Here is a 15084-nt window from a genome sequence, read left to right on the forward strand (position 1 = left end):
GTTTAACAACATAAAATAACACGATAATAATTTAAGCATAGCTTTTAATTACGAGAGGAGAATTTTAAATGGGCAATTTTAATGAAAATTATGGTTCAAATGCATTTACAGATGCTGTTATGAAGGAACGTCTTCCAAAAGCTACATATAAAGCTTTAAAAAAGACAATTGAAAAAGGTGCAGTGCTTGATTTAGAAGTTGCAAATGTTATTGCTTCTACATTGAGAGACTGGGCTGTTGAAAAAGGTGCTACTCACTTCACTCATTGGTTCCAACCTTTAACTGATACTACAGCTGAAAAACATGATGCTTTTGTTTCCCCTACTTCAGATGGTAAAGCATTATTAGAGTTTTCTGGTAAAGAATTAACTAAAGGTGAGCCAGATGCATCTTCATTCCCTTCAGGCGGTCTTCGTGCAACTTGCGCTGCAAGAGGTTATACTGCATGGGATGTAACATCACCTGCTTTTGTAAAGGACGGAACATTATATATTCCAACTGCTTTCGTTTCATATACGGGAGAAGCTTTGGATAAAAAAATACCTCTTCTTCGTTCAATGGAAGCTCTTTCAAAAGAAGCTCTACGTGTTTTAAAAGTATTAGGAAACACAACAACTAAAAAAGTAATAACAACAGTTGGACCTGAACAAGAATATTTCTTAGTTGATAAAAAATATTATGACAAGCGTCCTGACCTTATATATACAGGCAGAACTCTATTTGGTGCAAAACCTCCAAAGGGTCAAGAATTAGATGATCATTATTTTGGAACATTAAAACAAAGAGTTTCTGATTACATGAAAGATTTAGACAAAGAACTTTGGGCACTTGGAATTCCTGCAAAAACAAAACATAACGAAGTTGCACCTTCACAACATGAGCTTGCTCCTATATTTGGAACAACAAATGTAGCAACAGACAACAATCAGTTAACTATGGATATAATGAAAAAGGTTGCATTAAGACATGGTCTAGTTTGCTTACTTCATGAAAAACCATTTGCTGGTGTTAACGGATCAGGTAAGCATAACAACTGGTCAATGGGTACTGATGATGGCGAAAACCTTCTTGAACCAGGCAAAACTCCAAATGAAAACCTTCAATTTTTATTATTCTTAACTGCTGTAATAAAATCTGTTGATGAATATTCTGATTTACTTAGAGTTTCAGCTGCAAATGCTGGTAATGATCACCGTTTAGGTGCTAATGAAGCTCCACCTGCAATTATTTCTATATTCTTAGGTGACCAATTAGAAGATATCATAGAACAACTTGAAAAAGGTGTTGCAACTAGTTCAAAATTTGCATCTGATTTAAATCTTGGAGTTTCTACACTTCCTGTACTTAAAATAGACGCAACTGATAGAAATAGAACATCACCATTTGCGTTCACTGGAAATAAGTTTGAATTTAGAATGGTTCCTTCATCAGGTAATATAGCTGATTGTAATACTGTATTAAATACAATAGTTGCAGAAACTCTATCTGATATAGCAGATAGACTTGAAAAAGCTTCTGATGTAAAAGCTGAAGTTCAAACTATTTTAACTGAAATTGTTAAAGAACATAAGAAAGTTATATTTAACGGAAATGGTTATTCAGATGAATGGGTAACTGAAGCTGAAAGAAGAGGCTTACCAAACATAAAAACTACTGTTGAAGCAGCAAAAGCTTTAATAGCTGATAAAAATGTAGCTGTAATGGAAAAATTCGGAGTATTAAGCAAAACAGAAATGCATTCACGTTATGAAGTTACTCTTGAAAATTATTCAACAACAATCAGTATAGAAGCCGCTACAACACTTTTAATAGCAAAACGTCAGATTTTACCTGCTGTTATTAAATTTGAAACTAGTCTTGCTGGATCAGTTGCTGCAGTTAAAGCTGCTGGTGTAGATGCAAGTGTTCAAACTGAGTTATTAACTGAAGTTGCTAGCCTTGCTGCTGAATTAAAAGCTGCTATTGCTGCTCTTGAAGCATCAACACTTAAAGCTGAATCTATAGATGAAGATGCTTACGCTGTAGCTTATGCTTATAAGTTTGATGTATTTGAAAAAATGGGAGCTGTAAGAGCTGCTGCAGATAAACTTGAAACTATAGTTGGCAGTGAATTCTGGCCATTACCAACTTACGGTGAACTTTTATTCACAGTATAATATAAATATATAGGACTCATGCTTTTTAGCATGGGTCCTTTTTTATAAACATTAATAATGCTTATAAACTTGCAATTATTTAATTGTTAGTATTTTGCAATTTTCATTTTAATAAAAAAACATAGCACAATTTACAACATTTACAACATTTTATGCGCCCACCATATCAATGTTTTAGTGTATAATTATACTATAAATCAAAACTTTTCATGGAGGGATTAATAATGAGCAAAAAATTAAGCGTAGGCCTTCTTGGCGCCACTGGACTTGTTGGCCAAAGATTTGTAACACTTCTCGAAAATCACCCATATTTTGATGTTAAAGTAGTAGCAGCTAGTAAACGCTCTGCTGGAAAAACTTATTTTGATACAGTTAAAGACAGATGGAAGTTTGAATCCCCAATGCCTGAATATATTAAAAATCTTGTTGTTAAAGACATTTATGAAATAGATGAAATTTGCAAACAAGTTGACTTTGTATTTTGTGCTGTAAATATGGATAAAGCTGAAATAAAAAAAATTGAAGAAGCATATGCAAAACATGAAACTCCTGTAGTTTCTAATAACTCTGCACACAGATTTACTGATGATGTTCCTGTTGTAATACCAGAAGTAAATGCTGATCATCTTGAGATAATCCATAAACAAAGAGAAAGACTTGGAACAAAAAAAGGATTTATAGTAGCAAAGCCAAATTGTTCTATACAAAGTTATGTTCCTGCTATAAGCTCACTTTTAAAATACAAGCCTACTAAAATTCTAGCATGTACCTACCAGGCTATCTCTGGAAGTGGTAAAACTTTTAAGGAAATGCCTGAAATATTGGATAATGTTATTCCTTATATACCCGGTGAAGAGCAAAAAAGTGAAGAGGAACCATTAAAAGTATGGGGCCACATTGAAGGAAATAAAATCGTAAACACGGACGCTACTAAAATTACTTCTCAATGTATAAGAGTTCCTGTTGCTGATGGACATCTTGCTGCTGTATTCGTTTCTTTTGCAGAAAAGCCTTCAAAAGAAGAGATTCTTGAGAGCTTTAAAAGCTTCAAAGGAAAACCTCAACTTTTAGAACTTCCTACAGCCCCAGCTCAATTTATAACTTATTTTGAGGATGATTTTAGACCACAGCCAAAGCTTGATAGAGAACTTGAAAAGGGTATGGGCGTTAGTGTTGGAAGGCTAAGAGAAGATTCTCTTTTTGATTACAAGTTTGTATGTCTTTCCCACAATGCACTTCGTGGTGCAGCTGGTGGAGCACTATTAACTGCTGAATTACTTTATAAAGAAGGATATTTTGACTAAATTATATAGTTTTACGTGATATAAAGAAATTGAGAAGTACTGTGAAGGGTTTTAACGATTGCTTCGCACATTAAAAGGTGAATGGTCGCCAAATGGCGAGGTGATGGGTTTTATCCCTGCTAGGCGCGGATAAAAGGTGAAGTGTTTATGGATAGATCCATAAAGGCTAAGAAAATTTTTCCTCCTTATGTCGGAAAAATAATGAATTTATAGGGCTTAATATTTAGAGATAACGCTACTATATATTTTAACCGTAGGTTTTGTTTTTAGGCATAGCCTTTGGTGTTTATGTGGAGAACGTACACGGTTCTGTGTAAATTAGAATAAAAGAGAAGAGATTTCACTGGAAATTACTATAGGAAAATATTCCTGTAGGAGCCTGTGAAAAAAAGTCTGTAAATTAGAATTATTATTATGGCTTTCTATGATAAAATAAAAATCATAGGAGGCCATTTATTATGGTAAGAAAAAAAGAAGTTTACAAAGTAAAACCAATGACCCAAGGAAAGAAAAATATTATTACAGCTCTTCTGGATGAATACAATATTCAGTCAGCAGAAGATATTCAGGATGCTTTGAAAGATCTACTTGGTGGTACTATACAAGAAATGATGGAAGCAGAAATGGATGATCATTTGGGCTATGAAAAATATGACCGTTCTAATGAACCAAACTATAGAAATGGAAGCAAATCCAAGAAAATTCGAAGTAAGTATGGTGAAATGGACATAAATGTTCCGCAGGATCGTCAGAGTACTTTTGAACCTCGGATAGTAAGAAAACGTCAGAAAGATATTTCAGCAATTGATGATAAGATTATTTCCTTGTACGCCAAAGGCATGACGACAAGGCAAATATCAGAAACCATCGAAGATATTTATGGCTTTGAGGTAAGTGAAGGAATGATTTCTGACATTACCGACAGATTATTGCCAGAAATTGAAGAATGGCAGCAACGTCCCTTAGCAGCTGTATATCCAATCGTTTTTATTGATGCTGTACATTTTTCCGTCAGGGATAATAATGTCATCCGAAAACTTGCTGCATATGTTGTTTTGGGTATCAATGATGCAGGAAGAAAAGAAGTATTATCCATTCAAATTGGAGAAAATGAAAGCAGTAAATACTGGCTCAGCATTCTAAATGAACTAAAAAACCGAGGAGTAAAGGATATACTAATCCTTTGTGCTGATGGCCTTACCGGCATTAAAGAATCCATATCAGTTGCATTTCCAAAGACAGAGTACCAGAGATGTATTGTTCATCAGGTACGTAATACTTTAAAATATGTACCTGATAAAGACAAGAAAGCTTTTGCAAAAGACTTAAAGGCAATATACCATGCTCCGTCAGAAGAAATCGGTCATGCGAATATGACGGAAGTCACAGAGAAATGGCAGGATAAATATCCTAACGCAATGAAGAGCTGGGAAACAAATTGGGATGCTATAAGCCCAATTTTTAAGTTTTCTTCAGATGTAAGGAAGGTCATATATACGACGAACGCCATTGAAAGCCTGAATAGTACTTATCGCAGACTTAACAGGCAACGAAGCGTATTTCCCACTGATACATCCCTGCTCAAGGCTTTGTATCTAGCAACTTTTGAAGCCACAAAGAAATGGACAATGACACTTCGAAACTGGGGAAAAGTATATGGTGAACTGTCCATAATGTATGAAGGAAGACTTTCTGAATAGAAAAAATCCAAACATAAAAAACGCCTTTACAAGAAGGTGTTCTTGACATACCCATTTTTTAATCATATATTAAAAACAAGGCAGGAAGTCATTTCTGTGGCTATCCTACCTTCAAATTATTATCATAGAAAGTCAATTTACAGAGAAAATTTCACACCCTTTCCTGTAGTAATTTTTATTTTTTAGGTTATTACTAAATCATGCTTATTCAAAAAGTACAAGCTTAGTTTTTAAATATACTGTTCAAGTCTATCACCAAAAACAATACTAAGATGCCTATTGAAGCCTTCTAAAGCATTGGTTGTATATATTATCTTTCTAATTTCTGGTGGAAAATCAAAATAAGTTGATAAGTTCTCCCAGTTATAGTTCCAAGATTGTATTACTATTGGATATTTGCTTCCCAAGGTTGAGTCTAAGGCTTTTAAAGCTTCGACGGCCATAGCTTCATTAACAGCTTTGTAAACTGGTTTTAAATCTTTCATAAATGCTCTCATATCTTTTGAAGCTACATATTTCATAGAATTTCTTATTTGGTGGATTATGCAACATTGGATGTTAACCTCAGGAAAAACAACTTTAATAGCATCAGGAAGTCCATTAAGTCCATCCATACATGCAAGAACGATGTCTTTGATGCTGCGGTTTTTAAGGTCATTGCATACTGATAACCAAAACTTAGCACCTTCATGCTCACCTCTAACTCTAAAATGAATTACATCCAATATTCAAAGATTTTTCGCACGCATAGCGGAGAAAAATCATCCATAGCTTTTTCCCACGGAAAACCCTTCACCTCGCTTTAGCGACCCTTCACCTTTTCACCGCGAAGCATTGGTGAAAACCATTCGCCCGTACTTCGCAATTTCTCACTATTACGTTTTAATGACATCTCAATGTCTCATCTATCCTTCTTACAATACGTCACTATCTTTTGACACCTCTTCTAAAAGTACATACTTATCGATAAAATTAATAATTGTTGACCAATATAATTTTGAGTCTACTATATATGACTTACAGTGTGCGGCCCCTTCTATAGTTAATCTTTGTTTTTCACAATTTGCTGCTGCATATAACTTATCCCTCATTGAATATGGAACAAAATCATCATTACTTCCATGAATAAATAGTATAGGTATTTTTGACTTAGCTACTTGTTTTAAGGCTGATGCTTGCTTAAAATCATAGCCTGCACGTATTTTAGTTACAATACTCGCAAAATTCATTATAGGAAATTTAGGCATTTTAAATAATAATCTTAATTGATAAGAAAATTCATCCCATGCAGAAGTATATCCGCAATCTTCAACAGCAACTTTAACGTTAGATGGAAGTTCCTCTCCACAAGTCATCATAACAGTACTTGCTCCCATGGATATGCCATATAAAATTATTTCAGAATTTTTATCCTGCTTTATTATGTAATTAATCCAAGTCAAAATATCTTGTCTATCATGCCATCCCATTCCAATATAATGACCTTCGCTTTGGCCGTGCCCTCTTAAATCTGGAATTATAACATTATGTCCCAATTCATAAAACACTTTTGCCCTGCTTCCCATTGTATTTCCTTCACTACAATACCCATGTACAACAATTGTCCACTTATGGCATTGTATAGAATTCTTTATTTCATATGCATGGAGTTTTAAGTTATCAACTGATGTTACATATAAATCTTTATATCCTGAATGTTTTATAATCCATTCTTTGTCCTCTTTTGTATCCTCTCCACTTGTCTCTTCCAATTTTACTTTGTCATCTTCTTTATCTTCATCACTACCAAAAACTTTATCCTTTGATATAGCTGGATTGATTGCCAAGTTATAAAAGTAATTACCTCCATACGTTATCGATGCTATTATAACTATGATAATAATTATACATATAATCATATATTTCATCCCCTGTACTAAAATAATTTAAAACTCACAAACAATATCATTTACATAATTATATTTCATTATTTCTATATTGTATATCAGCATTTTCTATTTTTTTATTATTAACTGTTGCTTTATTCCAAAAATATTTGTATAATTATTTCTTGTAAGTTTAGTATATTTAAACTTAAAGTTTACATATACTGTTATCAAGATATTAAGTAAAAAACTGGTAGGTGTACTATGGAAATTGGAGAAAAGATAAAAGGACTTAGGATTGAAAAACAATTAACTCAAGAAGAATTAGCTAATAGATGTGAATTATCTAAAGGCTTTATATCTCAAGTTGAACGTGATTTAACCTCACCATCAATTGCCACTCTCATTGATTTACTTGATGTGCTTGGTACAAATCTAAATGAATTTTTTAGTGAGGACCATCAGGAAAAAGTAGTTTTCACAAAGGAGGATATGTCTGAAACCTCTGATGAAAAACTTAAATATAATCTTACTTGGCTTGTTTCAAATTCTCAAAAAGACTCTATGGAACCAATTATGATCACCCTACAGGAAGGTGGTTTTTATATTGAAGATGAACCTCATGAAGGTGAAGAATTTGGATATGTTTTAAAAGGTACCATTCTGCTTCGTCTAGGAAATAAAAAATACAAAATAAAGACTGGTGAGAGCTTCTATTTTAAACCAAATGTAAACCATCAAGTATATAATGCTGGTAAAAAGCCAGCTAAGTTTATTTGGATAAGCACTCCTCCGTCCTTTTAAATTTTAATAAGAGAGGTGTTAATAAAAAATTATGGAGAAAGACATACTTATTGAACTAAGAAATATAACAAAAAAATATGAAGAAAATGTTGTAATTGAAAATCTTAACCTTCATGTAAGAAGAAATGAATTTATAACATTGCTCGGACCTAGTGGCTGTGGTAAAACAACTACCTTAAACATAATCGCAGGCTTTGAAAATGTGGACTCTGGAAATATTATTTTTGAGGATAATAAAATAAATGATGTTCCTCCACACAAAAGGCAGATAAACACTGTATTTCAAAAGTATGCATTATTTACTCATATGAATATATATGAAAACGTTGCTTTTGGACTTAGAATAAAAAAACTTCCCGAAAAAGAAATTAAAGAAAAAGTTAAAAACATGCTTAAACTTGTGGATCTTGATGGTTTTGAAAAACGAGCAACACACTCCTTAAGTGGTGGTCAACAGCAAAGAGTAGCCATTGCTCGTGCTCTTGTAAATGAGCCAAAACTTTTACTTCTAGATGAACCTCTTGGAGCCCTTGATTTAAAACTTAGAAAAGAAATGCAAGTTGAACTTAAGAAAATTCAAAAGCAACTTGGAATAACCTTTGTTTTTGTTACACACGATCAAGAGGAAGCTCTTACTATGTCTGATACAATTGTAGTAATGAACAAGGGTGCAATTCAACAAATTGGAACACCAGAGGATATTTATAATGAACCTAAAAATCGCTTTGTTGCAAATTTTATTGGAGAAAGCAATATCATTAATGGAATTATGCTGGAGGATTTTAAAGTTAACTTTGAGGGAAAAGATTTTCAATGTGTAGATAAAGGTTTTAATAAAGACGAAGCCGTTGAAGTTGTTATAAGACCTGAAGACATAAAAATAACTGATGAAGCTGAAGGAATGCTTAAAGGAAAGGTGACCTCAGTAGTATTTAGAGGAGTACATTATGAAATTAAAGCTATGATATATAATACCGAATGGATAATTCATAATACTATGCAAGTGTCAGTAGGAAAAAATATCGGTATAAAAATAACTCCTGATGATATTCATATTATGAGAAAGGCTAGTGAATAATTATGAAAAGTAAGCCTTCATTTTCTAAGTATCCATATATAATATGGAGCATACTTTTTGTGGTTGTTCCTATCTTTCTTGTTGTTTACTTCAGTATTATAAATACTAATGGAAACTTTACATTAGACAACTACACTAAATTATTTAATCCTCTTTATATGATAGTATTTATAAACTCAATTAAGCTTGCTTTAATTTCAACTATAATATGCTTTTTTTTAGGTTATCCAGTTGCCTATATAATCTCAAAATCAAAAATGAAGACAAGAAATTTATTAATGTTATTTCTTGTTATACCAATGTGGATGAATTTTCTTCTTAGAACTTATGCTTGGATGTCCATTCTCGGTAGGAACGGAATTATAAACACAATAATAAAAACCCTAGGTTTTAAAGGCATAGATATAATGTATACTGATGCTGCTGTAATACTTGGAATGGTCTATAATTTTCTTCCTTTTATGATTATACCCATATACACAGTTTTAATTAAAATTGATAAAGATGTTGTTAAAGCAGCACATGATTTAGGAGCAAATAGGCTTACAGTTTTTAAAAGGATTACTTTACCTCTTAGTATACCTGGAATTATGTCAGGAATAACAATGGTTTTCATGCCAGCAGTATCTACTTTTGTAATATCAAACCTGCTTGGCGGTGGACAATTTATGCTTATTGGTAACCTTATAGAATCACAATTTACTACTGTTGGTGATTGGTATTTTGGTTCAGCTATCTCAATTTTAATGATGGTAATAATTATAATCTCCATGGCTGTACTTAATAAATTTGATAGTAATAATGATATGAATGGTGGTGGTCGCCTGTGGTAGAAAAATATCTGAAAAGAATATACCTTGCACTTACATATGTATTTTTATATGCTCCAATAGTTTTTCTTATAATATTCTCATTTAATTCAGAAAAATTTTCTTCTAAGTGGGGACATTTTTCTCTTCAGTGGTATACTTCACTATTTAATGACGATAGAATTCTTACTGCATTATATTATACGGTATTAGTTGCTGTTATTTCCTCAGTGATTTCTACTATTTTCGGAACAATTAGTGCTATAGGCATTAACAAAATGAAGGGTTTAGGCAAGAAAACTATACTAAATATAACAAATATTCCTGTTCTTAATCCCGATATAGTTACTGCCGTATCATTGATGACGTTATTTATATTTTTTAATATACCTTTTGGATTAGTAACTTTAATACTTGCTCATATTGCATTTTCTGTTCCCTATGTAATTTTGTCAGTATTACCAAAATTAAGGCAACTACCAGAAGATATAGTGAAAGCATCTCTAGATTTAGGTGCTACTCCTGGTTATACTATGAGAAAAGTTATACTTCCTCAAATAAAGCCCGGAATAATTGCTGGTTTTTTATTTGCTTTTACAATGTCTATAGATGATTTTGTAATAAGCTTTTTTAATACAGGTTCTAATGTTACAAACTTATCCATTGAAATCTATTCTATGGCTAGACGTGGTATAAGCCCTGAAATAAATGCACTTTCAACTTTAATGTTTGTAACTATTTTAATATTGTTACTTCTTGCTAATGGAAAAGACCTAATAGGAAAGGGGAAAAAAAATGAAGAATATTAAAAAAATTGCTGCACTTGCTATGACATTAGTTATATCCACTTCTATTTTTGCAGGCTGTAGTGCTCCAGGAAAATCAAGCAGTAAGGAGACCCTTAACGTCTTTAATTGGGGCGAATATATTGACGACAGCATTGTAAAAGACTTTACAAAACAAACAGGTATTAAGGTTAATTATTCAACTTTTTCTACTAATGAAGAGATGTATGAGAAAGTTAAATCAGGTACAAATAATTATGATTTAGTATGTCCATCAGATTATATGGTAGATAGAATGATAAAAGAAAACCTTGTTCAGCCAATAGATTTTTCCAAACTAACAAACTATAAAAACATAGATGACAAATATAAAAATCTAAGCTATGATCCTAAAAACAAATATTCAGTTCCATATATGTGGGGAACTATAGGGATAATATATGACAAAACTCAAATTAAAGACAATATAGACAGTTGGAATGTTCTATGGGATACCAAATATAAGGATAAAATATTTATGTCCGACGACATGAGAAATTCACTAGGCATCTCACTTAAGAGATTAGGTTACTCCATGAATTCAACTAACTCTAGTGAAATAAAAAAAGCTACTGATGCATTAATTGAACAGAAAAAATCTATAAATCCAGTATATATTGGTGATGAAGTTAAAGATTCCTTAAGAAATGGTGAAAAACCAATGGCTGTTATTTATTCTGGTGATGCAGCTGTACTAATGAAAGAAAACCCTGGGAAGTTTGAATACGTCATACCAAAAGAAGGCACAAATAAATGGTTTGATAGCTGGGTTATTCCTAAAAATGCCACAAACAAAGATGCCGCTGAAAAGTTTTTAAACTTCTTATTAGATGCAAAAGTAAACAAAAAGAATGTAGATTATATAGGTTATGGAACTCCTAACAAAGCAACTTTTGATATGCTTGATGCTAAAGATAAAAACAATAAAGCTTCTTATCCAGATGATACATCTCTAAGTAATTCTGAAGTGTTTATAGATCTTGGTGATGCAAGAAAAGCTTATAGTGATGCTTGGGTAACTGCTAAATAAAAAAATAACTGATACTTCACATGTCACGTCCATAGATTTTTGTTTAATCAAAATCTATGGACATAATTATTTTTCTAATTATTTGACGCACCTTGTGTTGAACTATCTAATGCTTGTACTAAACTATCTATTGAATCTTGTGCTGAACCATTTACTGACTGTGTTGAACTCTCTAACGCTTGAACCAAACTGTCTTCTCCACCTTGTGTTGAATTATCTGCAGCTTGTGCTTGATGTACATGATGATGTGCAGATTTAAAAGCACTTTGAATAGAGTTTGCTTGCTCCTGAGAAATTGTTCCACTATTTACAAGGCTACTTATAGGATTAGTATTAGTGCTACCATTACTACTGTAGGTTCCTAATGAATTAGCCTGTAATGCTGACTGAAAAGCACCTTGAATAGAACTTTCTTGACTTTGAGTAATTGTTCCATTAGCCACTAAGCTATTTAATATACTTGATGAATCTCCAGTTGAACTACCTGATGATTGAGAATCTTGCTTACCTAGCTGAACTGAATCCTGTGGTTGGCTCACTTGATGATGATGGTGATGATGAACCCCTTGTGTATTTGAAGTCTGTGTATTAGCTTGGGTGTATAAAGTGTTTGAGTTACTGCTTATTACGCTCATATTTATTACTCTCCTTTATAATAAAATAAGTGATTAAAATATATGGTTTCCTATTTATTCTATATTTCTTTTGTGTCGATTAAGTTTCAACCATATTATTAATGTGTAAACAGCAACAATACATATTAAGTAATTTTTTAGCTTACGGATCACTCAATATATTTTTTTCATCAATCTTTTAAGATACTTTTCCCTAGCTCTTAACCTTTCACTTGCCTTCCCACTCTTTATAAAACTGCTTCAAATAAATTTCCATGAATTCATGTCTTTTTTCTGCTAATTTTCTTCCTGTTTCTGTATTTATTAAATCCTTTAAAAGTAGAAGTTTTTCATAGAAATGATTAATTGTTGTTCCCTTGCTATTTTTGTATTCTTCAAAATTCTTGAAATTTTGTGGTTCAAAATCAGGGTTATATATTTCTCTACCTTTATAACCACCATAAGCAAAGGTTCTAGCAATCCCAATGGCTCCTATAGCATCTAGTCTATCTGCATCTTGCACTATCATTCCCTCAATTGTTTCTTGCCTAGAGCTTGTTGTCCCACCTTTAAATGACATTGTTTTAATAATTATAGTAACTTTATTAATCTCTTCTTGTGATACACCTAAAGACTTAAGCCACTGCTCTGCTAAATCTGCTCCTACATTACTGTCTCCATCATTAAATTTCCAATCTGATATATCATGAAGAAGTGCGGCAAGTTTAACTATAAATAAATTAGCTCTTTCTTCTTTACATATGTACTCTGCTGTATTATATACTCTTAATACATGCCAAAAATCATGCCCCGTTGCTTCTCCACCTAATTTATCTTTTGCATATTCCTTTGTTTTCTCTATAATTAAATTTTTATCCATCTTGCTAATACTCCTTTAATTTATACCTTTAAATATTTCCATTCTCCCTTATTCATTCTTAACAAATACATAATAGATCTTGAGCTAAAGTCAAAAAATATTCCTATCATTACAGCCTTCATCCCTAATGCAAAGAGCTGATTAAATCCAAATGATAAAAACACTCTACAACTCCATAACCCAACAAAAGATGTAACCATAACATACTTAATATCGCCTGCTGCTTTAAGTGTTGCTGAACATATATTAAGAATAGCAAGCATTGGTTCAATAACACCAAAGGTACATATAATTCCAACTGACTCCTTTATTACTACGGGATCACTGGAATATATTGATGCAAGTTGTTTTGAGAAAATAACCATTAATATTCCTATTACAAATGCAACTATCATTGTAATTTTAAGACTTTCATAAGAATAATGCTCTGCCTTCTTAAATTTTCTTTCTCCAAGACTTTGTCCTACCAATGTTGTATTTGCTATAGAAAAGCCGAATATAGGGAAGTATGCCAATGCATTTACATTTATACCAACTTGATATGCTGCCATAGCTGTAGTTCCCATAGTTACAATTACAACCTCAAGTATAAGGAATCCACCTTGCATAACTGCCTGTTCTATAAAGCCTGGAATTCCTATATTGACAATTCTTTTCATAAGTTTTGGTTTAATACTATAATCATCTTTAAAGGTCAAATTAAGTTTTAAGCCTTTATGAACATAAAGAACAATGATTCTAAGTGTAGCTGAAAGTATTCTGGAAATTGTAACTGCTATAGCAGAACCAACTACACCCATAGCAGGTATATGAAGTACTGGAACTCCGAATATAAAAACAGCATTTAAAATAATATTTAAAATATTAACAATACCAGTTATTATCATAGGGGTTTTTGTATCACCTGCTCCCCTCATTGCACCTGAAACAGTTATATCTACAACAAAAAATGGTAGATTCAAAAGTATTATATTAAAATAGCTTAATGCTATATTAAAAACCTTAATATTAGCTCCACCAAAAAACAATTTCAATATAGACACAGAAAATATTTTACCAAAAACCGACAATAATATTCCTATTACAAGAGCCATATATATAGATTGCATTAAAGTTCTTTTTGCCTCTTCTTTATTTCCTTCTCCTATTACCCTTGCCACAATAACCGTTGTTCCCATTGAAAGTCCAAAAAATACTGTTTGTAAAAAACTTATTAACATATTATCCATTCCAACTGCCGCTACAGCATTAGTACCTATTCTTCCCATAAAAATAGTAGATACCATTCCAACCATCATTTCAAGTATTTGTTCCATTATGGACGGCCAAGCAAGTTGTATTATTTTTTTATCTGCATTTTTATCTAACCTAAACTTAAATTTCTTCATATTATATCCCCAACTTTAAATATTTTTACGACTATAATATGATAACTCAAAGTTAAGCTTATATCTATACAATATAAAAAATAATATTGTTAAATCATTGTAATTAGTCATAACATGAAAAAAATTGCAAAATAATTGGTTAAAGATTTCTCCTCTACTGAGTGAGTAAAAAGGTGAAGGATTGCCAGGGTGGCAAGATTAAATAATTAACGTTATAATGCCGTTAATGGTGAGAGAATTTGCTTTCAGCAAAAGGTTTAGGATGATTTTTCTTAGCTATGCTGCGAAAAATCTTTAAATTAAGAGGTTATAATCTAAAGTATATTGATGTTCATTTTTTTGACCGGAGGTCGTGGTATTCAATCTATAGTTATTATTACCATATTAAACTATCATATTAACACCAGAGGCTACGCCTAAAAGCAAAACCTCCGGTTTAAAACATATTGTAGAGTTGTCTCTAAATATTAAGACATATAAATTTAAATTCATTATTTTTCTGACAAAGGAAGAAAAATTTCCTTTACTTGTTACGTAAGTAACTTCTCTCACCTTTGACGGCTTTAGCATCGTCAAAGCTTTCATCTAGCCGAAGGCTTTCTTTAATCTTTTTATCTAGCTTTAGCTATGAT

Annotated in this window: 13 protein-coding genes and 1 pseudogene; 8 read left to right on the forward strand and 6 right to left on the reverse strand. The window is 32.1% G+C overall.

What is annotated here, in order from left to right; all coding sequences use genetic code 11:
• Positions 1-68 precede the first annotated feature (68 nt).
• The 3 genes from B8978_RS17295 to B8978_RS17305 all read left to right on the forward strand — a co-directional run bounded on the left by B8978_RS17295 (position 69) and on the right by B8978_RS17305 (position 5160).
• The gene (locus B8978_RS17295; protein ID WP_084117545.1) at positions 69-2156 is read left to right on the forward strand and encodes a glutamine synthetase III family protein; all 2088 of its coding nucleotides are present in this window, start codon (positions 69-71) and stop codon (positions 2154-2156) included.
• A 224-nt stretch (positions 2157-2380) separates the two neighbouring features.
• Entirely contained in the window at positions 2381-3460 is a 1080-nt protein-coding gene (gene asd, locus B8978_RS17300; protein WP_084117546.1) for an aspartate-semialdehyde dehydrogenase, read from the forward strand.
• A 494-nt stretch (positions 3461-3954) separates the two neighbouring features.
• Entirely contained in the window at positions 3955-5160 is a 1206-nt protein-coding gene (locus tag B8978_RS17305; RefSeq protein ID WP_176212743.1) for an IS256 family transposase, read from the forward strand.
• A 269-nt stretch (positions 5161-5429) separates the two neighbouring features.
• Here B8978_RS17305 and B8978_RS17310 read toward each other — a convergent pair.
• Positions 5430-5888, reverse strand: a pseudogene (locus B8978_RS17310) (IS256 family transposase); the annotation flags it as partial.
• 186 nt (positions 5889-6074) lie between these two features.
• Positions 6075-7058 carry an alpha/beta hydrolase gene (locus tag B8978_RS17315; protein WP_479723217.1) on the reverse strand — a complete coding sequence of 328 codons (984 nt, stop codon included), beginning with the start codon at positions 7056-7058 and terminating at the stop codon, positions 6075-6077.
• Positions 7059-7289: 231 nt separating this feature from the next.
• Here B8978_RS17315 and B8978_RS17320 point away from each other — a divergent pair, with 231 nt between their 5' ends.
• The 5 genes from B8978_RS17320 to B8978_RS17340 are packed head-to-tail and all read left to right on the forward strand — an operon-like array spanning position 7290 to position 11570.
• Positions 7290-7829 carry a helix-turn-helix domain-containing protein gene (locus B8978_RS17320; protein ID WP_084117549.1) on the forward strand — a complete coding sequence of 180 codons (540 nt, stop codon included), beginning with the start codon at positions 7290-7292 and terminating at the stop codon, positions 7827-7829.
• Positions 7830-7860: 31 nt separating this feature from the next.
• Positions 7861-8907, forward strand: a complete 1047-nt coding sequence (potA, locus tag B8978_RS17325; RefSeq protein WP_084117550.1) for a spermidine/putrescine ABC transporter ATP-binding protein — start codon at positions 7861-7863, stop codon at positions 8905-8907.
• A gap of 2 nt (positions 8908-8909) precedes the next feature.
• Complete coding sequence (locus B8978_RS17330) at positions 8910-9740, forward strand: ABC transporter permease (RefSeq protein ID WP_176212742.1); 831 nt, start codon at positions 8910-8912, stop codon at positions 9738-9740.
• Positions 9734-10525 carry an ABC transporter permease gene (locus B8978_RS17335; RefSeq protein WP_084117552.1) on the forward strand — a complete coding sequence of 264 codons (792 nt, stop codon included), beginning with the start codon at positions 9734-9736 and terminating at the stop codon, positions 10523-10525. The genes B8978_RS17330 and B8978_RS17335 overlap by 7 nt, the downstream gene beginning before the upstream one ends.
• Complete coding sequence (locus B8978_RS17340) at positions 10512-11570, forward strand: ABC transporter substrate-binding protein (protein WP_084117553.1); 1059 nt, start codon at positions 10512-10514, stop codon at positions 11568-11570. Before B8978_RS17335 ends, B8978_RS17340 begins: the two co-directional genes overlap by 14 nt.
• A 74-nt stretch (positions 11571-11644) precedes the next feature.
• Here B8978_RS17340 and B8978_RS17345 read toward each other — a convergent pair whose 3' ends face one another.
• From B8978_RS17345 to B8978_RS19555, 4 genes are all read right to left on the reverse strand, one after another.
• Complete coding sequence (locus tag B8978_RS17345) at positions 11645-12205, reverse strand: hypothetical protein (RefSeq protein ID WP_084117554.1); 561 nt, start codon at positions 12203-12205, stop codon at positions 11645-11647.
• A 208-nt stretch (positions 12206-12413) separates the two neighbouring features.
• The gene (locus B8978_RS17350) at positions 12414-13064 is read right to left on the reverse strand and encodes an HD domain-containing protein (RefSeq protein WP_084117555.1); all 651 of its coding nucleotides are present in this window, start codon (positions 13062-13064) and stop codon (positions 12414-12416) included.
• 20 nt (positions 13065-13084) lie between these two features.
• Positions 13085-14452, reverse strand: coding sequence for an MATE family efflux transporter (locus B8978_RS17355; RefSeq protein ID WP_084117556.1), 1368 nt, complete (start codon positions 14450-14452; stop codon positions 13085-13087).
• A 384-nt stretch (positions 14453-14836) separates the two neighbouring features.
• Positions 14837-15037 carry a hypothetical protein gene (locus B8978_RS19555; protein WP_139796082.1) on the reverse strand — a complete coding sequence of 67 codons (201 nt, stop codon included), beginning with the start codon at positions 15035-15037 and terminating at the stop codon, positions 14837-14839.
• Between the last annotated feature and the right edge of the window lie 47 nt (positions 15038-15084).

The sequence above is a fragment of the Clostridium acidisoli DSM 12555 genome (assembly GCF_900176305.1).
Lineage (GTDB): Bacteria > Bacillota > Clostridia > Clostridiales > Clostridiaceae > Clostridium_I > Clostridium_I acidisoli.

Bases quoted from the DNA above. Each gene is read 5' to 3' on its own strand.
- B8978_RS17305 (WP_176212743.1), top strand. From the start codon at position 3,955: ATGACCCAAGGAAAGAAAAATATTATTACAGCTCTTCTGGATGAATAC.
- B8978_RS17320 (WP_084117549.1), top strand. From the start codon at position 7,290: ATGGAAATTGGAGAAAAGATAAAAGGACTTAGGATTGAAAAACAATTA.
- B8978_RS19555 (WP_139796082.1), bottom strand. From the start codon at position 15,037: ATGAAAGCTTTGACGATGCTAAAGCCGTCAAAGGTGAGAGAAGTTACT.
- B8978_RS17345 (WP_084117554.1), bottom strand. From the start codon at position 12,205: ATGAGCGTAATAAGCAGTAACTCAAACACTTTATACACCCAAGCTAAT.
- potA (WP_084117550.1), top strand. From the start codon at position 7,861: ATGGAGAAAGACATACTTATTGAACTAAGAAATATAACAAAAAAATAT.
- B8978_RS17355 (WP_084117556.1), bottom strand. From the start codon at position 14,452: ATGAAGAAATTTAAGTTTAGGTTAGATAAAAATGCAGATAAAAAAATA.
- B8978_RS17315 (WP_479723217.1), bottom strand. From the start codon at position 7,058: ATGATTATATGTATAATTATTATCATAGTTATAATAGCATCGATAACG.
- B8978_RS17350 (WP_084117555.1), bottom strand. From the start codon at position 13,064: ATGGATAAAAATTTAATTATAGAGAAAACAAAGGAATATGCAAAAGAT.
- B8978_RS17340 (WP_084117553.1), top strand. From the start codon at position 10,512: ATGAAGAATATTAAAAAAATTGCTGCACTTGCTATGACATTAGTTATA.
- B8978_RS17295 (WP_084117545.1), top strand. From the start codon at position 69: ATGGGCAATTTTAATGAAAATTATGGTTCAAATGCATTTACAGATGCT.
- B8978_RS17330 (WP_176212742.1), top strand. From the start codon at position 8,910: ATGAAAAGTAAGCCTTCATTTTCTAAGTATCCATATATAATATGGAGC.
- asd (WP_084117546.1), top strand. From the start codon at position 2,381: ATGAGCAAAAAATTAAGCGTAGGCCTTCTTGGCGCCACTGGACTTGTT.